The sequence below is a fragment of the Oerskovia douganii genome (assembly GCF_015142735.1).
In the GTDB taxonomy this organism is placed as follows: domain Bacteria; phylum Actinomycetota; class Actinomycetes; order Actinomycetales; family Cellulomonadaceae; genus Oerskovia; species Oerskovia douganii.
Genome location: NZ_JACSPN010000023.1, coordinates 46,454 through 64,945, shown reverse-complemented (window position 1 = coordinate 64,945; position 18,492 = coordinate 46,454). Strand labels below are relative to the sequence as shown.

Annotated in this window: 17 protein-coding genes; 8 read left to right on the top strand and 9 right to left on the bottom strand. The window is 72.1% G+C overall.

The features are described from left to right. Positions 1-36 precede the first annotated feature (36 nt). Together H9623_RS19855 and H9623_RS15605 are read left to right on the top strand one after the other, a co-directional pair. Positions 37-2,946, top strand: a complete 2,910-nt coding sequence (locus H9623_RS19855; RefSeq protein ID WP_193720937.1) for an RHS repeat domain-containing protein — start codon at positions 37-39, stop codon at positions 2,944-2,946. Further along, positions 2,943-3,392, top strand: a complete 450-nt coding sequence (locus H9623_RS15605) for a hypothetical protein (protein WP_193720936.1) — start codon at positions 2,943-2,945, stop codon at positions 3,390-3,392. The genes H9623_RS19855 and H9623_RS15605 overlap by 4 nt, the downstream gene beginning before the upstream one ends. A 218-nt stretch (positions 3,393-3,610) precedes the next feature. Here the strand turns inward: H9623_RS15605 and H9623_RS15600 are convergent, their stop codons facing one another. From H9623_RS15600 to H9623_RS15585, 4 genes are read right to left on the bottom strand one after another with little or no spacing between them, the layout of a single operon-like run. Further along, on the bottom strand, positions 3,611-4,069 hold the full coding sequence (locus H9623_RS15600) for a sigma factor-like helix-turn-helix DNA-binding protein (protein ID WP_193720935.1): 459 nt from the start codon (positions 4,067-4,069) through the stop codon (positions 3,611-3,613). Between the two features lie 37 nt (positions 4,070-4,106). Further along, on the bottom strand, positions 4,107-4,529 hold the full coding sequence (locus H9623_RS15595) for a DUF192 domain-containing protein (RefSeq protein ID WP_193720934.1): 423 nt from the start codon (positions 4,527-4,529) through the stop codon (positions 4,107-4,109). Further along, complete coding sequence (locus tag H9623_RS15590) at positions 4,526-5,356, bottom strand: Fic/DOC family protein (RefSeq protein ID WP_193720933.1); 831 nt, start codon at positions 5,354-5,356, stop codon at positions 4,526-4,528. Before H9623_RS15590 ends, H9623_RS15595 begins: the two co-directional genes overlap by 4 nt. 2 nt (positions 5,357-5,358) lie before the next feature. Further along, on the bottom strand, positions 5,359-5,553 hold the full coding sequence (locus H9623_RS15585) for an antitoxin VbhA family protein (RefSeq protein ID WP_193720932.1): 195 nt from the start codon (positions 5,551-5,553) through the stop codon (positions 5,359-5,361). 36 nt (positions 5,554-5,589) lie between these two features. On the opposite strand from H9623_RS15585, the gene H9623_RS15580 reads away from it, so the two are divergent. Further along, positions 5,590-5,934, top strand: a complete 345-nt coding sequence (locus H9623_RS15580) for an aminoglycoside phosphotransferase/kinase family protein (RefSeq protein ID WP_193720931.1) — start codon at positions 5,590-5,592, stop codon at positions 5,932-5,934. Positions 5,935-6,014: 80 nt separating this feature from the next. On the opposite strand, the gene H9623_RS15575 is transcribed toward H9623_RS15580, so the two are convergent. The 3 genes from H9623_RS15575 to H9623_RS15565 form a co-directional block, all read right to left on the bottom strand. After that, positions 6,015-6,740: a GNAT family N-acetyltransferase gene (locus tag H9623_RS15575; RefSeq protein WP_193720930.1), complete on the bottom strand. Its 726-nt coding sequence runs from the start codon at positions 6,738-6,740 to the stop codon at positions 6,015-6,017. A 302-nt stretch (positions 6,741-7,042) separates the two neighbouring features. Then, a complete protein-coding gene (locus H9623_RS15570) occupies positions 7,043-9,211 on the bottom strand; it encodes an acyl-CoA dehydrogenase family protein (protein WP_193720929.1) in 2,169 nt (722 codons plus the stop codon). A 38-nt stretch (positions 9,212-9,249) separates the two neighbouring features. Further along, positions 9,250-10,083: a TetR/AcrR family transcriptional regulator gene (locus tag H9623_RS15565; RefSeq protein WP_321575478.1), complete on the bottom strand. Its 834-nt coding sequence runs from the start codon at positions 10,081-10,083 to the stop codon at positions 9,250-9,252. A 235-nt stretch (positions 10,084-10,318) separates the two neighbouring features. On the opposite strand from H9623_RS15565, the gene H9623_RS15560 reads away from it, so the two are divergent. From H9623_RS15560 to H9623_RS15550, 3 genes are read left to right on the top strand one after another with little or no spacing between them, the layout of a single operon-like run. Then, complete coding sequence (locus H9623_RS15560; protein WP_407671941.1) at positions 10,319-11,797, top strand: acetyl-CoA C-acetyltransferase; 1,479 nt, start codon at positions 10,319-10,321, stop codon at positions 11,795-11,797. An 11-nt stretch (positions 11,798-11,808) separates the two neighbouring features. After that, positions 11,809-13,161, top strand: coding sequence for a 3-oxoacyl-ACP reductase (locus H9623_RS15555; protein ID WP_193720927.1), 1,353 nt, complete (start codon positions 11,809-11,811; stop codon positions 13,159-13,161). After that, positions 13,158-14,123, top strand: coding sequence for a MaoC/PaaZ C-terminal domain-containing protein (locus tag H9623_RS15550; protein ID WP_193720926.1), 966 nt, complete (start codon positions 13,158-13,160; stop codon positions 14,121-14,123). Before H9623_RS15555 ends, H9623_RS15550 begins: the two co-directional genes overlap by 4 nt. Positions 14,124-14,208: 85 nt before the next feature. Here the strand turns inward: H9623_RS15550 and H9623_RS15545 are convergent, their stop codons facing one another. Further along, a complete protein-coding gene (locus tag H9623_RS15545; protein WP_193720925.1) occupies positions 14,209-14,838 on the bottom strand; it encodes a hypothetical protein in 630 nt (209 codons plus the stop codon). 56 nt (positions 14,839-14,894) lie between these two features. Here H9623_RS15545 and H9623_RS15540 point away from each other — a divergent pair, with 56 nt between their 5' ends. Both H9623_RS15540 and H9623_RS15535 read left to right on the top strand, forming a co-directional pair. Then, on the top strand, positions 14,895-15,743 hold the full coding sequence (locus H9623_RS15540) for a hypothetical protein (protein WP_193720924.1): 849 nt from the start codon (positions 14,895-14,897) through the stop codon (positions 15,741-15,743). Further along, positions 15,740-16,129, top strand: coding sequence for a GntR family transcriptional regulator (locus H9623_RS15535; RefSeq protein WP_193720923.1), 390 nt, complete (start codon positions 15,740-15,742; stop codon positions 16,127-16,129). The genes H9623_RS15540 and H9623_RS15535 overlap by 4 nt, the downstream gene beginning before the upstream one ends. A gap of 147 nt (positions 16,130-16,276) precedes the next feature. Here H9623_RS15535 and H9623_RS15530 read toward each other — a convergent pair whose 3' ends face one another. After that, on the bottom strand, positions 16,277-18,478 hold the full coding sequence (locus tag H9623_RS15530; protein WP_193720922.1) for a CocE/NonD family hydrolase: 2,202 nt from the start codon (positions 18,476-18,478) through the stop codon (positions 16,277-16,279). Positions 18,479-18,492: the final 14 nt, after the last annotated feature.

The following is an 18,492-nucleotide window of genomic DNA, read 5'->3' as shown; positions in this document are numbered from 1 at the left end:
TGGGGACAAGAGGTGCCCCCGAGCTATGGGGCGGCAGTGTTCTCCGCCGATCGACAGCAGGTAGGTGGATCCGCCCCTGGCGATGTGGGGGCCGGGGACTGGCCGTACGCGGACCTGCAGTACACCGACAACGAAGGCCGGGTGGTCAACACCGCCGCGTTCGGCGCCGGGGACTGGCAGGTCACCGCAACCCGGTACGACACCGGCGGGCGCACCGTGCACGAGCTCGACCAGAAGGCCACCGTCCAGCTGCGTGCGCTGACCGCCGATCAAGGTCAACTGGCGACCGAGGTCATCGACTCCTACGCCACCATCACCCGCTATAACCCCGACATCAAGGCCACGGCCGCGATCTCCCACGACGGCGGCACCATCGCCGCCGGGACCGTCCTCACCCCGGCCGGGACCCTGGTCACCGACGTGTGGGAACCCGCCCGCGAGACGAACAACGGGCTCGTGCGCAAGCACACCCACACCGACTACGACCAGGGCGCCCCCAACCAGGGTGTCAACCCCAAGACCGGGATCGCTTACCGTCTGCCCACCACGGTCACTGTGACCGAGGCCGACGCTCTCACCGGCTCCAGCGAGACGACTGTTCCGGTCGCGACCGGTGAACCCGTCGTGTCCCAGGCCCTGTCCGGGTACGACACGCCCGGGCTCGCGCACACCGACCCGACCTCGGGCTGGTTCCTCGGGCAGGCCACCACGTCGACCACGGTGATGGACGACCCCGCCCAGAACATCGTCACCACCACCCGGTACGACGCCGAGGGCAAGGCCGTCGAGACCCGCAAGCCCGGGGCGACCGGCACCGACGCGGCCACCACCCTCAACGGCTACTACACCGCCACCGCCCAGACCGGGGTCTTCGCTACTTGCGGGAACAAGCCCGAATGGGCCGGGCTCGCTTGCTCCACCCGCACCGGTGAGACGACCCCGACACTCCCGGTCGAGACCACGACGAAGTACTCCTACTACCTCGCCTCCCGCGAGTCCGTGGAGACCCTCGGGGCAACGTCGCGGACTACGACCACGACGTACGACGTGGCCGGGCGCACCGTCCATGTCGCGACCGTGGCCACAGGTGTAGCCGGGTCCACGCCCGTGCCCGCCACACGCACCGACTACGACCCCACCACCGGACAGGCCACCGCGACCGTCACCCTCAACACCGCGGGCGCGGAGACCGGGCGCACCTCCACTGCCTATGACGCCTGGGGTCGGGCGACCAGCTACACCGACTCCGACGGCGCCGTCACGACAACCGCATACGACACCGCCGGGCGCGTCGCGAAGGTCACAGACCCAGTCCGGACCGTTGAGTACGGGTACGACGCCGAGGGCGAACACCGCGGGTACACCACCTCGGTCAAGATCCCCGGCACGGGGCAATTCACCGCTACCTACGACGCGACCGGCGCCATGACCACCCAGTCGCTGCTCGGCGGGCGCGTCACCCAGCACATCACCTACGACCGCGCCGGCGAGCTCACCGAACTCACCTACACCGGCGCACCCCTGCCCGGCGACCCGGAGCAAGACCTGCTCGCCTGGTCCATCGAGTCCGACGTCCTGGGCCGCACCACCACCCTCACCTCGACCGCGGGGACCGGGGACACCGGGATCACCCGCACCCAGACCTTCACCTACGACAAGGGCGAACGCCTCACCACCGTCGCGGACACCACCGGCGAGACGTGCACCACCCGCACCTACGGGTTCGACCAGCGCGGCAACCGTCTCACCCAGAACGCGACCACCCACGACACCGACTGCACCAGCGGCCCGGTCACGAACCTCGACAAGGCGTGGAACTACGACGGCGCCGACCGCGTCCAAACTGGCACGAATATCACCGGGACCTACACCTACGACCCCCTCGGACGCCAAACCACCGTGCCCGGTGTTGACACCCCCGCCGGGGCCGAGGCCGGTGACCTGACGATCGGGTACTACGACACCGACGCCGCCCACACCCTCACCCAGAACGACACCACCACCACCTACGCTCTCGACCCCACAGGACGCCGCCACACCGTCACCACGGTGAACGGAAGCGACACGACCAGCGTGGTCCGTCACTACACCGACACCAGCGACAACCCCGGATACGCCACCAAAACCACCGGCACCGGCGACCCCGTCACAACCTGGTACGGGGCCTCCATCGCCGGCGACCTCGGCCTCGAGATCACCGGGACCACCGCCGCCCTGTCCCTCATCGACCCCATCGGCTCCATCGCCACCACCATCACCCTGCCTGCGATCGACCAGCCCCTGCAGCTCGGCGCTCTCGGCACATGGGACGAGTACGGCAACCCCATCACCACCCCCACCCAAACCGGCGCCCTCACCTACGGCTGGCTCGGTGCCAAAGAACGCGCCCAAGACACCACCGGCCTCACCCTCATGGGCGCCCGCCTCTACAACCCCACCACTGGCCTCTTCACCAGCGTTGACCCCGTCCCCGACGGAAACACCACTGCCTACACCTACCCACAAGACCCAGTTAACAAGCAGGACCTTGACGGGAAATTCTGGAAGAAGATTAAAAAGGCTGGCAAAAGCCTATGGAAGGCAACCGGCAAGTCGTCCAGGTGGCTGACGAACAGCAAATGGGGCAAGAGGATAAAGGACGCGTGTGGATTCACATGGGGGTTTGTGGCGTCGGCATGCTCAGGCTTATATGCGGCCGCTTATGCCAGGCAAGGCAGGGGCAGAGAAGCCGCGATTGAACTCTTTTCCGCGGCGACTGGAGGTGTCGCCGGAAAAGCGGTTCGAGCGGTAGGGGTTGCCAATAGGGCACGATGGGTCCGAGGAGCTTCACGTCACGGAACTGTCTACCGCGCGGACCGCCGACGCTACGATCGGACCGTCCGCTTTGGAAGCTACTTCGGTGGCGTCGTCGCCTCCGACTATACAAACAGGAGGTTCTCCAGATGACGAATCGCCGAGAATCTCGCGTCGCTGGCGCGTGCACTCTCAACCATATCTTCGCAACGCTCGTCGGGACGGTGCCTATCCTTCTCGGATTGGGAGGATTCCTGTTCGAAGATTCAAGCGAAGGGTACTGGATTGGACTCGCCATACTCGGCGGGGTGGTGCTCGCGGCGGGATGGCGAACTGGAATCTATCTGACGGACAGCGGTGTTGCATTTCGAGGCTGGTGGCACACTCGCACATTCGATGCCACGGAATGCAAAGTAGATATCTCCACTGTGCCCTATTATGGATACCTGAACTGGGGAATGGAGAGTGCGACCTTTGCAATGCTTGAGGTAAAGTCGGGCACGACGATCGCCCGCTTCCAATTCACGGTAGGCAGTTGGGTTCGGGTTAAAAAGACGGCAGAGTTTCTCCGTGGTCACATATTACAAGTGTCTGCGTGATCGTCGGAAAACGTCTTTCGCCACAGACGACGATGGGGCCCCTGATCTCACACCAGCATCTTGGGCGGGTCAGGGGGTCCCATCACCACGGGAGGCGGGGCCGGCCCCTGCTCCCTACACGGACGTCGAAGTTCGGACGCCCCGTCAACGCTGAGGCGAGGCGGCTTCGGGCAGGATGTCCTCATGACGTCACCGGGCCAGGACCTCGAGCCTGTTGGCTACGCCGAGCTGCTCCGGAGCGCCCGTCCCACTGCGACATACATGTCCTGGTCAATCAGGCCCTCGCGGTAGGCGCGCACAACCTCCTCGAGCGTGTGTGTCGCGGGCTCGTCGACAATCAGGGCGTCGTACCCGTCGCTGCGCGCGATCGCGTCGTACGGCCACCGCACGAGCTCATCCAGCGCACGCTCGCGGTCAAGCTCGCCCGCGGCGTACCGCTGAGCGATCTCATACGGGCTCGCACCCGAGAACCCCGGCCGAACCTCTTCCACGTTCCTGGCCGTCTTCAGAGCCTGGCTCACCGCGGACTGGGTGACGTGCAGCTGAGCCGCGATCTCGCTCTGCGTCATCTCCCCCGCCAGCGCGCGCAAGACCCGCTGGTAGGACAGGTCCGTCACCGATCGCCGGCTTCGCAGACGCCGCAGCTCTTCCATGGTGGGCGAGTCGATAGTCGACATCCCTCACCACCTCCTCTTCTATATTAGGCATCTTATATCACTGGGTCAGTACCTGCACGGTCTCGCCGACCTCGACCTTCCCAAGGGCACCGGCCGGGACCTCGAGCAACGTGTCGACGTCGCCGGGTGAGGCGTACGTCGGGCAGTCGGTCACGACGTCGAGCTCGCATGGCGGCAGGGTCTCGACCGCGACGAGCTGGCTGTCGAGGATCCAGGCGATGTCGAGCGGGACCCTGGTGCGGGCCATCCAGACCTCGCGGGGTCCGGGCTCGTCGAACGGGAACAGCATCCCGGTGCCGGCGGGCACGTCGTCGCGGTCACTGAGCCCGGCGCGCTGGGCGTCGGGTGTGCGCGCGACCTCGACGGTGAAGGTCTGCTCGCCGATGGTCACAGTGCTGGTCGGCGCCCCGCACCCGGACAAGAGCACCAGCGCGGCCAGGACGCTGGCAGTGCGCCTCACCGCTCGTGGCCCGGTGTCCCGTACGTGGTGCCGTAGGCCGGCCGGGGCCGGGCCCCTTGGCCGCGCGCGGGCCCTGGTGGGCTCACGCGGCCGGGGGTGGGGCGGGAGGCCTGGGCCAGGCGGATCGTCTGGGCCAGGCGCAGGGCGTCGCCGGTGTGCTGGTCGAACGCGGTGGGGCGGGTGACGATGCGCGAGAACATCTCGCGCAGCGCCTTCGGGTCCCCGGCGCGGGCAGCTTCGCTGGCGCGGTCGTTCTCGGAGGCGATGCCGGGCGCCGCGCGGGTGACTCTGTGCCAGTCGATGTCGTGGCCGGACTCGCGGGCCAGGGCCCGCACGAACTCGCGCTGCGTGCGGCCGTTGCCCTCCCGAAAGGGGTGCACCTGGTTCACGACGTCATACACGCCTGCCAGGACGGTCGGCACCTTCTCCTGCGGGATCCGGCGCAGGTTGTCGGTCTCGCGCAGCACCTCGGCGACCTCGCGCACGCTGTCGGCGATCTGGGCCCGCGGGGTGAAGAAACCCGACTTGCCCTCGAGCACGTGCCCAGCCCTGCCCTTGCGGATCTCGGTCGTGCGTAGCTGGCCGGCCCACTCGTAGACGTCCTGGAACAGGTGCCGGTGGATGGCCTGGAGTCCCGCGAGGTCGTACGTCGCGGGGATGCCGGCCTGGCGCAGGGAGAGTGCGCGGGCCTCAACGAAGGCGTCCTCTGCTCGGCGCAGGTCGTGGGGGTTGGTCGCGCCCAGCTTGTTGCGCAGGGTCTGGCCGTCGGCCTGGAGGTATCCGCGGAACCGGTCGAACTCGCTGCCGGTCTCCCAGGGGTTCGCCACGCTCAGCTCTTCTCGGGCAGGTTGAGGTAGGCGCGCGTGCGCCTCATGAGCTCGTCGTGGTCGATCTCGCCGCGCGCGTACGCGTCCTGGATCGCGCGTGCCTCGTCACTTGTGCGCCCGCCCTCGAGCTCGGTGCTCGCCCGGGCCTGGCGCACGTCGTTCTCCCGCAGCGCACGTTCCTCGTCGCTGATGGCCATCTGGTTCCCCCTCTCGTCACCCGCAAACCTAGCGGGATGACGGCGAACCATGGCGCAACCACGGGCGTTCATCCGACCTCTCCAACCTGGGCGACGTGGGCCGCGGGCCGCGTGCGCGTGATCGACTTCGCGCACGCGGAACCGTCACCGTGGGCCGTGGACCTGCAGAAGCTCACGATGCGCGAGTGGCGGGGTCGCCCCGACCTCGAGGCGGCGTTCTTCGAGGGCTACGGCCGCGTGCCCGACGACGAGGATCGCCTCGTGCTGCGCGCGTACGTCGCGCTCTCGACGCTCGCGATCATCGCGTGGTCGGTCGCGCACGACGACCCGGGGTTCGAGGCCGAGGCGCGCTCGGTCCTCGCGGGGCTGGTCGCCCGCTGACACGGCGGGCGGCCGACGACGTCCCGGGCCTTCCCGCGTGCCGGGACCGGGACGTCGCCCACCGCGAGCCCCGCCGCCGCTCAGTCGAGGCCCAGCATCTCCCGGACCGGCCCGACGCCGTGGAGCGTCACCTCGGGCGGCAGCGCCTCCGCGCGGGCGTCCCAGTCCTCGCGGTCGAGGCGGAACCGGACGTCGCCCGCGGGCTTGCCCTCGCGCGCGAGCGTCGCCGTGCCGTTGGGGCGGTACCCGATCTTGCGCGTGACTGCGATCGACGGGCCGTTGTCCGCCCACGCCGACGTCGTGGCCGTCCGGGCGCCGAACCCCTCGAAGAGCAGGTCGAGGACCATGAGCCGCGCGAGCGTGCCGACACCGCGCCCCTGGTGGCGACGTCCCAGCCACGAGCCCGACTCCGCGGTCCGCGTCACCGGGAAGTCCGACGCCGTGAGGCTCTGCACCCCCAGCACCTCGCCGCCGCGGACCACCGCGAGCTCGATCGCCCAGGACTCCGGGGTGATGCGCGAGGCCGCGCCCCACTGGTAGGCCAGGATCCGGCGGCCGACCTCGACCGCCGAACCGCGCGACCACGGGAACGTGAAGGGCATGAAGTCCTCGTCGTGGATGCCCTCGCCGCCGAGCGCCGCGAGCTGGAACAGGAGGTCCTCGTCGAGGTGGCGCAGCTCCAGGTCACCCGAGACGACGCGCAGCCCGGACGGCGGCCAGAGCTCGGCACGCGTCGGGGCGCCGGTACCGGGGAGGTTCGGGTGGGGGGTGTCGGTCGAGGGAGCCGTAGAGGGATCGGGAGCCATCGGTGCAGCCTGACGGACTCCCCGAGGCCAGGTCAAAAGGAATGGCGGGGACCCGCCGTCGGGCACGGGCAGACGCCGGGACCCGCCGGCCGACCTGACGGCGGGTGGGCGTTCGGTCGGCCGGCGGGTCGCGGGTTCCCTCGGTGGCGGTACCGCTCCGCCGTCGGTCCGAGGTCGTTCGTGCGGCTCCCTGTGCCGATCGAGCACGGGGTTCCGTGCGGTCGAGCACGGGACTGAGGTCGTAGCAGGTGGGATGACGACCTCAACCTCGTGCTCGGCAGCCGGACGAGGACCGCAGGGCGTCAGCGCCTCGGCGTGGACGCCGCCTTGGCCGCGGCCTTCTCGCGGGCCTTGATCGCCTTCTCGCTCACGGGCTCGTCCCCGCTGGCCCGCAGCTGCCGGTAGTATTCGCGGGCCTCGTCCTGACGCTCCTGCTCGGCGCCCGACGCGATCTTCACGCGCAGGTGCTCGGGGCCGTAGCCGAAGGCGTCGACGAGGTCCTGGGCGTGCGGGCGCAGGCGGGCGACGAGACGGTCGACGTACCCGGTCACGGTGCGTGCGCGCTGCGCCGACAGGCGCCCGTTGATCAGGTACCAGGCGAGGTTGCGCTCGATGGTCGTGAGCCCGAACAGGTCGCGCACCCACGTGAGGACCTGCCGCGTGCCCGCGTCCTCGATCGTGTCGAGGGCCTGGGTGAACGCCTCCCAGTGCAGCAGGTCGGCGTGCGCCTTCGCCATCTCGATGAGCTCGTGCTGGTGCTGGTTGAACAGCTCGGCAGCCTTCTCGGGCGTGGCCTTCTGGGCCGGGCGCAGGGCCGAGGCGACCTCGGCGACCATGGTCTCGACGCGGTCGGTCAGCAGGTCGCGCTGGTTCCCGACGTCCTTGAGGTGCCCGACGGCGCGGCGCGGGTCGCCCACGTCGGCGATGGTCTGCGCGGCGCGCTTGAGAGGCGTGCGGTGCAGTGCGGCGTCGGCGGCCTGCTCGACCACGAACCGGGCCATCTGCCCCGGCGTGATGCCCTTGAACTCCTTGCCGTAGTCGGCCAGGAGCCGCTTGGCGACGAGCTGGAGCAGGACCGTGTTGTCGCCCTCGAACGTCACGTAGACGTCGAGGTCGGCGCGCAGGCTCGTGAGCCGGTTCTCGGTGAGGAACCCGGCGCCGCCGCACGCCTCCCGAGCCTCCTGGAGGGTGTCGAGCGCGAACCAGGTGCTCATGGGCTTGAGCGAGGCCGCCATGGTCTCGAGGTCCTCGCGCGACGCGGGGGTGTCGTTCGCGCCCGAGAACACCGAGTCGAACAGGTCGAGCAGCCGGTCGTGCGCGAAGTGCATGGCGTACGTCTGCGCGATACGGGGGATGAGGCGGCGCTGGTGCGTGCCGTAGTCGAGGATCACGACCTCGTCGACCGCCGAGGCGCCGTTGAACTGGCGCCGCTGGTTGCCGTAGGTCACCGCGGCCGCGAGCCCCAGCTTGGACGCCGTGATCGCGGCGCCGTCGAGCGAGACGCGGCCCTGGACCAGGGAGCCGAGCATGGTGAAGAAGCGGCGTCCGGGGCTGTCGATGGGCGAGGTGTACGTGCCGTCCTCCGCGACCTGGCCGTAGCGGGCCAGGAGGTTCTCGCGCGGGACGCGGACGTCCGTGAAGTGGAGGCGACCGTTGTCGATCCCGTTGAGCCCGCCCTTGAGCCCGTCGTCCTCCCCGCCGACGCCGGGGAGGAAGGCCCCCGCGGCGCCGTCGGGCGTGGTCTCGCGGATGGGCGTGTAGAACGCGTGGACGCCGTGGTTGACGCCGTTGGTCACGAGCTGCGCGAACACGACCGCGGCCGTGCCGTTGACGGCCGCGTTGCCGAGGTAGTCCTTCCACGCCCCGCGGAACGGGGTGTGGATGACGAACTCCTGCGTCGCGGCGTCGTAGGTCGCGGTCGTCGCGATCGAGGCGACGTCCGAGCCGTGGCCAGTCTCCGTCATGGCGAACGCGCCGGGCACCGAGGCGTCCATGGCGCCCGGGAGCAGGCGGTCCTGCTGCTCGGGCGTGCCGAGGTGCAGGATCGCTGACGCGAACAGGCCCCACTGGACCCCGGCCTTGATCTGGAGCGAGGGGTCGGCGGCGACGAGCTCCTCGAACCCGGCGAGGTTGCCGCCGGCGTCGTCCTGCCCCCCGAGGCGCGTGGGGAACCCGCGCCACACCTGCCCGATGTCCACGAGCTGCTTGACCTGGTCCATGACCCGCTCGCGGTGCTCGGTGAGCGAGAGCCCCTCGATGCGGTGGAAGCGCTCCTCGCCCGCGGTCGCGCGCGCCTTGGCGCGCAGGTCCGCCCACCGGCCCAGGAGCTGGTGCGAGAGGTCGGCCACGTCGATCCGGACCTCGCCCGCGGGCATCGAGGGTGTGACGCCTGCGGCGGGGATCGAGGTGGAGGTGGCTGCGCCGTCGCCCCGGGTGGGGGTGGCGGCGGTGCGGTCAGAGGTGGTGGTCATCGGGACTCCTGTGTGCCGGTGGTAGCCATGAGAGAGGTTCAGAGGTCGTCGGGAGGCGGGGCGGTCGCACCGACCGGGTCGCCTGGGGCGGCCGGGTCGCCTGGGGCGGCCGAGGGCGCGGTGTCGGCCGTCCCGGGTGCGCGGGTGCGGGCCATGACGCCGACCGGGCCGCCCCACAGCCAGGCGGCGACCCGCTCGGTGAGCTCGTCGCGGTCGGGGGCGTCGGGGGCGTCGTGGTTCCCGAGCCACCACTCGCCGGCCCCGCGCACGAACCCGACGGCGCCCGCGGCCCACGCGGCGGCGTCGGCGGGGCTCACGTCGGTCGCACGCGTGAAGGGCTGGGCGACGAGCTCGGTCACGGAGTCGAGGAACGCGGCGAGCGGTGCGGAGGCGGTGCGGGACGTGCCGTCGGTCCCGGCGATCGCCCCCGTCCGGGTCACGAAGTAGTAGACGTTGGGCGAGCTCGCGATCATCTCGAGGTAGACGCCGACCATGGCGCGCAGCGCCCGGCGGGGGGTCTCCGCGGACTCGGCGGCCTGGGTCAGGGCGTCGTGCATCTGTCCGACGACCGAGGCACCGATCGCGATCTGCAGCCCGGTCTTGTCCTCGAAGTAGCGGTAGATGATCGACTTCGACGTGCCCGACGCGGCAGCGATCTCGTCCATGGACACCCCGGGGCCGCCCTTGTGGACGGCCTTGCGGGCCGCGTGCACGAGCTCGGCGCGGCGGATCGCGCGGTGGTCGTCCCAGCGCGTGGAGCGGCCGTCGGTCACGGGCGGGGGCGGTGCGGTGCGCGGGGTGCGTGCGGTGTCGCGCGGGAGCACGGTGGTGCGGGGTCGTCCGGGTCGTCCGGTCGTGTCGCCGTTGATCACACAGTCCTCCAGTGGTGCCCGACGTCGGTGTCGTCCCTCGGTCTTCCGTCCGGCGGGCCGCGAGTGGCCCGGCGGGCGGCGCCCTCCCGTGGCGGGAACCGTCGGGCGCAGCGAGGTGAGGCATGTGACCCACCTCACGGTACCGAGAGTATCAGGTACTGTGGGTCTTGGACACCGCGCGGATCGCGCCCGCGGTCCCCCACCCTCAGCAACGAAGCGAGAGAGAGCAGGCGAAGTGGCCATCCCCAAGGCACCCCAGACCACCACTCCCACGGCCGACGAGCAGCCCGTCACGCGACCGGAGCGCACGCCGACGAGCTCTCCCGCCCCCCGTGACGCGTACGTCCTGGGCGGCAACCGCATCCCGTTCGCCCGCGCGGGCGGCAAGTACACGGGGGCCAGCAACCAGGACATGTTCACGGCCGCCCTCGAGGGGCTCGTCGCACGCTACGGCCTCCAGGGCGAACGCCTCGGCGAGGTCGTCGGCGGCGCGGTGCTCAAGCACTCGCGCGACTTCAACCTGGTCCGCGAGTCCGTCCTGGGCTCGTCGCTCTCGCCGCAGACCCCAGCGTTCGACCTCCAGCAGGCGTGCGCCACGGGCCTCGAGGCCGTCGTGACGGTGTCCAACAAGATCCGCCTCGGGCAGATCGAGTCGGGGGTCGCGGGCGGATCCGACACCGTCTCGGACGCTCCCATCGCCGTGAGCGAAGGGCTGCGCAAGGCGCTGCTCAAGGCGAGCCACGCCAAGAGCCTGGGTGCACGGCTCAAGGCCCTCGCGTCGATCCGCCCCGGCGACCTGGCCCCGTCCACCCCGAGCACGGGCGAGCCGCGCACGGGCCTGTCGATGGGTGAGCACCAGGCCATCACGACCGCCGAGTGGGGTGTCGGCCGCGAGGCGCAGGACGAGGTCGCCCTGAACAGCCACCTCAATCTCTCCGCCGCCTGGAAGGCCGGGTTCTTCGACGACCTGGTCACGCCGTTCCGCGGCCTCACGCAGGACCAGAACATGCGCGCCGACTCCTCGGCCGAGAAGCTCGCGTCCCTCAAGCCGGTGTTCGGCACGCACCTCACGCCCAGCGCACCCGTGCACGGGGCGGCCGCGGGCAGCGGGGCCCCCGGCCCCACCATGACCGCCGGCAACTCGACCCCCCTGACCGACGGCGCCTCCGTGGTCCTGCTCGGGTCGCGCGAGTGGGCCGCCGAGCACGACCTGCCCGTCCTCGCCCGCGTGGTCGACGCCGAGTCCGCCGCGGTCGACTTCGTGCACGGCCACGAGGGCCTGCTCATGGCCCCGGCCCACGCGGTCCCCCGCCTGCTGGCCCGCAACGGTCTGACGCTCGAGGACTTCGACTTCTACGAGATCCACGAGGCCTTCGCGTCGACCGTCCTGACGACGCTCGCCGCGTGGGAGGACGACGACTACTGCCGCACCGAGCTCGGCCTGGACGGCGCGTTCGGCTCGATCGACCGCTCGCGCCTCAACGTCAACGGCTCGTCGCTCGCCGCAGGGCACCCGTTCGCCGCCACGGGAGGGCGCATCGTCGCCACGGCCGCGAAGCTCGTCGCGCAGAGGGCTTCCGAGACCGGTCGCCCTGCCCGGGCGCTCATCTCGATCTGCGCGGCCGGTGGCCTGGGCCTCGCCGCGATCCTCGAGAGCGCAGACGTCCCGACCGCACCGTCGGCGACGACCGCCGCGACCACCACCGAGAGCTGAGGGAGCCCACCATGACCGACAAGTACCTGTCCGCCGTGAACTCCGGCTTCACCAAGACGCTCGCCAAGAAGCTCGGCCTGCCCCGGCCCGCGGTCCTGCGCCGCTACCGCCCGGGCGACCCGCTCGCCCCCGGCCCGGTCCTCGTGATCGGCGAGCCCGGCTCCGCCGCCGACACGAACGCCGTCGCGCAGGCCCTGCTGGGGTGGGACCTCGACGTGCGGCAGAACGCCGACGCCGGGGAGACCCGCTGGGGGGCCGTCGTCGTGGTCCTGACCGGCGCCACGAGCCCAGCGGACTTCTCGGCCCCCGTGCTCGAGCTCGGCGCGAACCTGCGCCGCCTCGCGCCGGGTGGACGCGTCGTGACCGTCTCGCGTGCGCCGGCCGACGACGACACGCCCCTGCTCGCGGCGACCCGTCAGGGGGTCGACGGGTTCCTGCGCTCGCTCGCGAAGGAGCTGCGCGCGGGTGCCACGGCCAACGGCATCCAGCTCACGGACGGTGCGGCGCCCGACTCGACGTCGGCCCTGGCGACGCTCCGGTTCTTCCTGTCGGGCAGCTCGGCGTTCGTCGACGGACAGCTCCTGCACGTGGGCCCGACCAGCAACGACGTCACGCCCGACTGGGACCGCCCCCTCGCGGGCCGGGTCGCGGTCGTGACGGGCGCGGCCCGCGGGATCGGGGCGGCCATCGCCCGGACCCTGGCGCGCGACGGCGCGACGGTCGTCGTGGTCGACGTCCCCGCGGCGGGCGAGTCCCTCGCGAAGGTCGCGAACGAGATCAAGGGCACGGCCCTGCAGCTCGACGTGACCGCCGAGGACGCGGGCGCCCGCATCCTCGAGCACGCACGAACCCGCCACGGCGGCCTGCACGTCCTGGTCCACAACGCCGGGATCCTGCGCGACAAGCTGCTCGCCAACATGTCGCCCGACAAGTGGGACGCCGTCATCGCGGTCAACCTGCTCTCGCAGCTGCGGATCAACGACTACCTGCTGGGTGCGAACGGATTCTCCGAGGCCCCGCACATCGTCTCGCTCGCCTCCACGAGCGGCATCGCGGGAAACCGCGGACAGACGAACTACGGCGCCTCCAAGGCCGGGGTGATCGGCCACACGCGTGCGACGGCACGCCTCCTGGCCCCGCTCGGCGGCTCAGCCAACGCGGTCGCGCCCGGGTTCATCGAGACCGACATGACGGCCTCGATCCCGCTCGTCCAGCGCGAGATGGCGCGGCGCGTGTCCTCGCTCCAGCAGGGCGGGCTGCCGATCGACGTCGCGGAGGCCGTCGCGTTCCTCGCGTCCCCGGCCGCGTCGGGCGTCAACGGTCAGGTGCTGCGCGTGTGCGGCCAGAGCCTGGTGGGCGCGTGACGGCCACCTCGCACGCCTCCCGCAACCCCCGCCTCGTCACGCTGCCCTCGCTGCCGGGGCTCGGCGGCCTGTACGCGAAGGGCGTGGCGTCGTCGGGCCGGATCGCCGTGACGCGCTCCCCCGTGGGGCGCGTCCTGCCCGGGCCGCGCGACCTCGTCCTGCCCGACGTCGTCTACCGCGTCGACGACGTCCCGACGTCGGGCGTGACCGAGCACCTGACCGCGTACCAGCGGCTCATCGGCGAGCGCGTGTGCGACACGCTGCCCGCGGGGTACCTGCACGTCCTCGCGTTCCCGCTCGCGACCGCGCTCATGGTGCGCGGCGACTTCCCGCTGCCCCTGCTGGGGCTGGTGCACGTGTCGAACGCGGTCTCGGTGCACCGGCCCGTGGGGGTGGGCGACGTGCTCGAGGTGCGGGCGTCCGCCGAGCACCTGCGCGCGCACCGGCGCGGGGTCCAGGTGGACCTCGTGACCGAGGTGAGCACGGGCGGCGAGCTCGCGTACCGCGGCGTCTCGACGTACCTGGCCAAGGGGTTCGGGCTGCCGCCGGACGAGCCGCCCTCTCGGCGGATCGAGGAGGCGCCGCGCGAGGAGTTCGTGCCGCCGCTCCCGACGGCGCGCTGGGAGCTCGGCAGCGGGACCGGGCGCGCGTACGGCGCGATCTCGGGCGACCGGAACCCCATCCACACCTCGGTCCTGGGAGCCAAGGCGTTCGGCTTCCCGCGGACCATCGCGCACGGCATGTACACGGCCGCCCGCGCGCTGGCCGAGGTCGGTGCCGCGCGCGGCGACGCCTACGACTGGACGGTCGAGTTCGAGAAGCCCGTGCTGCTGCCGGGCACGGTCCAGGTCGCCATCACGCGCGTGCCCGACGGCGCACCCCACCCGGGCGGGTTCGCGTACGTGGGGTGGCACGGACGTTCCGGGAAGCGTCACTTCAGCGGTGCCGTGACGCCGCGCTGAGCGGTCACGTCCGGGTGTCGAACCCGACGTCGGTCAGGCGACTCACCCGGGTTGCCTGACCGACGTCGGGTTCGGCACCTCTCCGTCACCCCTCGGGGGGTGGGCAGATGCCGTCCGCCAGCGAGCCCGTCCCCACGTCCAGCGCCGGTCCGGTGAACTCCGGGAACGGCCGCTCGAAGCTCATGCCGAGGACGTTCGTCACCGTCATCGACGGTTCGTCCCACTCGTCGAGCGCTCCGCAGTCCGTGATCTTCCACAGCACGACGACCTGCACCGGGCCGCTCGTGATCCGTTGCGGGAGCGCGGCGTCGTCGAGCACGCCGGGGGCGTAGGCGTCGGCGAGGACCTCGTCGACGGACTGCTGCGCGAGGGTCTCCGTGCGCAGCGCCGGCATCTCGACCGGTGGCTGGAAGAGCCATGCGTCCAGGACCGTCGCCCCCGGGACGTCACCGATCCCGACCACCGTCCCCCCGACCGGCGCGACCACCGAGAAGTCGACGATCCTCAGGACGGCCTCGCCCTGCGGGACGACCGCCACCGTCCCGCCGGAGCCCGCCCCGAGGTCCGGACCGGGTCGCAGCAGGCTGGAGGAGAACCAGGCCCCGACCAGGAGGACGGCGGCGACGACCACCAGGAGCAGGCTGCGTCCGCGGGTGGGGCGCGGGGTGAGGGCCGTGAGCGACGGGTCGCTCGTCAGGAGGCTTGTGGACGACATTGGCACAATGTACTGTGCCAATGGGCCAATAGGCCAGAGCCAGAAAGGTAGTGCTCGTGCGACTCGTCCCTCCCCTCCTTCTCGCCGGCCTCGTGGTGCTGCTCCTCGTGGCCCTCAACGCGAACCGCCGCGTCAGCGCGGGCGACGTCCGATGGATCGCAGGGACCCCCGACGTCCCCGCCGCCCAGGCCGACGTCTACCGCCGCTATCTCACCCGGCACCGCCAGCACCGGATGGTCGGCGGGCTGCTCGGGACGACGCTCGGCATCCTCCTCGGGCTCCGCTGGAACATGGAGGTCTCGCTCGCGACCGTGCTCTTCTGCGGCCTGGCCGGCGTCCTCGTGGGGTCCCTGTCGGCCGAGACGTACCGGCTCGCGCGCCCCCGCGCCACGGACGGCGAACCCTCGCTCCGCACCGCCTCGCTCGCCCCGCGCCCGTCGCTCGAGCGCGGACGGACCGTCGTCGTCGCTCGCGCACTCCTCGCCGGGTCGCTGCTCCTCGGCGCGGTCGCCGCAGGGGCCGGGCACGTCGCCCCGCTGCTCGTCGCGCTCACCGGGACCGCCGTCGCCGCGGTCGCCGAGTGGACCCAGTCGGTCGTCCGGTCGCGGCGGCGGCCCGTCCTGTCCCCCGAGGCCGCGACCGTCGACCACCGCATCCGGTCCTTCGCCGCCAGGTCGCTCGCGTGGCTCGAGGCGGGGGTCGCGACGCTCACGGTCAGCCAGGCGATCGCCTCGGTCCCGGCGTCCTCGCCACCCCTCGCGCTCGCCCAGACGCTCTGCTCGCTCGCCCTGCTCGTCGCGTCGTTCGTGCTGGTGCACCGGGCGTCACCCCAGCGGCCCTGGTCCGTGATCCTCCGCCCGGCCCGGGCGGTCCCGTCGGGCACGGGGGCCGGCGGCGCTCGATGATCGTCCAGGTCGACCCCCGGTCCCCCGTCCCGGTCTTCGAGCAGATCCGCGCCCAGGTGAGCCGGCTCATCGCGTCGGGGCAGCTCCGTCCGGGCACGCGCCTCCCCACGATCCGTGATCTCGCGACCGACCTCGACCTGGCCCGCGGGACGGTCAACAAGGCCTACGACGCGCTCGCGCGCGACGGCCTCGTCGAGACCCTGGGCCGGCACGGCACGATCGTCCTGGGTCCCGAGCGCGCCGTCGTCGGACCCGACGACGTCACGTCCGCGGCCGACGCCCTCGCCCTGGTCGCGCAGCAGACGGGGCTCGACGGCGCAGCCACCCGTGCGGCCCTCGACGCAGCCCTCGAACGGCTCCGCGCCCGTTCGTCGGCCGAGGAGTGAGCCGGCGCCCCACGGACCGGGAGCAGCGCCTGCGGCACGTCGGGACGGGGATCCGCCTCGCCACCGGGGTGCCGAACCCGAGGTCGGTCAGGCACGTCTTCCGGGTTGCCTGACCGACCTCGGGTTCGGCACCCTCGGGTCGGCAGGTCAGCCTGCCGTGCGCCGGATGCTGCGCCGCCACCTGCGCTCGAACACCACGGTCTCACCGTCACGCGCCACGACCTCGTCGTCGGTGTGGAAGTGCTCGGCGTCGCACGAGATCTCCGAGCGCGTCACGATGCTCGCGTCCCACGCGAGGTCGGCCGGCGTGGCCCCTGGCCGACGCAACCGCACGCTCCAGTCCGAGCGCGTGCGCGCGCTGAGCGGGTCGCGCCCTATCCAGTAACGCTCGAGGGCGTCCTCGGTGAACTCGAGGCCGTCGGGGTAGATGCGCGTCCCGCCGTACCTCGGGTCGACCTCCAGGAGCCACTCGTCCGCCGCGACGTCGCGCACCACGCGCCGCTCGGGCCGCTGGTCCGCGGCCTCCGGGTAGACGACACCGAGCGGGGGCGCCTGCTCGGGCTCCTCGAAGGTGACGACGGGGTGCCCACCGGGCGCTGCGCCGTCGTGCACCGGGAGCTCGAGCGAGCTGCCCGCGGGCGCGACCGCGAGCGCCGCCCCTCCCGGCTGCGGCCACACCCACGGCCAGTACGCCGAGGAGACCGCGAGCCGGAGCCGGTGCCCCGGCGCGACCGCGTACCCGGTCCCGCTGAGCTCGAACGTCACGTCGTGCGTCGCGCCGGGCTCCCACGGCACCACGCGGTCACGCCCCTCGCGCGCGGACAGGTTGAGCACGCCACGGGTCACGAGCGTCGAGGAGCCGTCAGGGCCCACGTCGCACAGCCGCGCCACGACCTGCCCCTTCTCGCCCGCGCACGTCAGGCGCAGACGGACCCGGGCGCGGCCCAGGATCTCGAGCCGCTGCGTGAGCGCGGCCGAGTCGAAGCACACGGACCGCCCGTCCTCCTCGCGCTGGTCGGGCGGCAGGTCCGCGTCGTTCCCGAACGGGAAGAAGCGCCCCGCGTCGATCCCGGTGTGCTGGGGAGAGGCCACGAGGCACGACGGCGGCACGTCGGCCGGGGCGGTCGGCTCACCGCCCGCCGGGCCCGGGTGGGCGGGCAGGCGGTTGACGAGCGGGGCGGTCGTGCGCAGCACGGTCGCGACCGCTGCGTCGTCGACGTCGTCCGTGCCGCCGGGCGCTCCCGCGAGCGGGAGGACCGTGGGGCGCACGTGCGGGGAGGGCCAGCGCTCCTCGCCGACCCAGCGTCCGGGCAGCTCGTCGTAGACCGTCGCGGGTGGCACGGACTCCGTGATCCAGGCGCGCAGCGCCGGCTCGTCGAGGGCGCCCGTGTCCTGGCCCTTGAGGAACTGGTCCCACCAGCGCAGCGTCTCCTGGAGGAACCCGATCGACGGGCCGGGCGGCAGGCCGCGGTCGGGGTACTGGTGCGACCACGGCCCGACGATGCCCCGGACCGGGCCGCCCAGGGTCCGGCGGGCGTTCGCCGAGCCGTCGCTCGATCCCTGGTCCGCCGGGTCCTCCCCCGCGGCGACGAGCCGCAGGACCGTGTCGCGGTAGGGGTCGTTCCACCCGCCGACCGCCAGGACCGCGGCCTTGATCGCCGAGTAGTCCTCGATGACGCTGCCGTGGCGCCAGTAGTCGTCGCGCGTCTGGTGGTCGAGCCAGGTGTGGACGAACGGCTCGGTGTGCTCGAGGCGGTCGAGCCACTGCTCCTTCCACCGGTCGCCCACGACGGCGGGGTCCGGTGGCCGGGAGCAGAACGCGAGCATGGTCGCCGCCCACGCGTGCATGTCGACCGCGAGGACCGACCCGCCCGTGTAGTGCACGTCGTTGTCGTAGCGGTCGTCGGTCGAGCAGACCGTGACGATCGCCGCGAGCGCCTCGGGTGCGAGGGCCGCGACCTGCAGGGCGTTGAACCCTCCCCACGAGATGCCGAACATCCCGACCTTGCCGCTGCACCACTCCTGCGCGGCGAGCCACTCGACGACCGCGACGCCGTCGGCGAGCTCGGTCGGGGAGTACTCGTCGTCCTGGTGCCCGTCCGAGTTCCCGCTGCCGCGGATGTCGACGCGCACCGACGCGTACCCGTGGCCCGCGTAGTACGGGTGGCGCTGCGCGTCGCGCGGCGCGGTCCAGTCGGACAGCCGGTAGGGCAGGTACTCCAGGATCGCGGGGACCGGCGTGGGGTCGACCGGTCGCCAGACCCTCGCCGCGAGGCGCGTGCCGTCGGCGAGGGGTATCCAGTGGTCCTCGACCGTGGTCTCGGACGGGAGCTCGGTCACGTACCGCATGGTCGTTCCTCCGG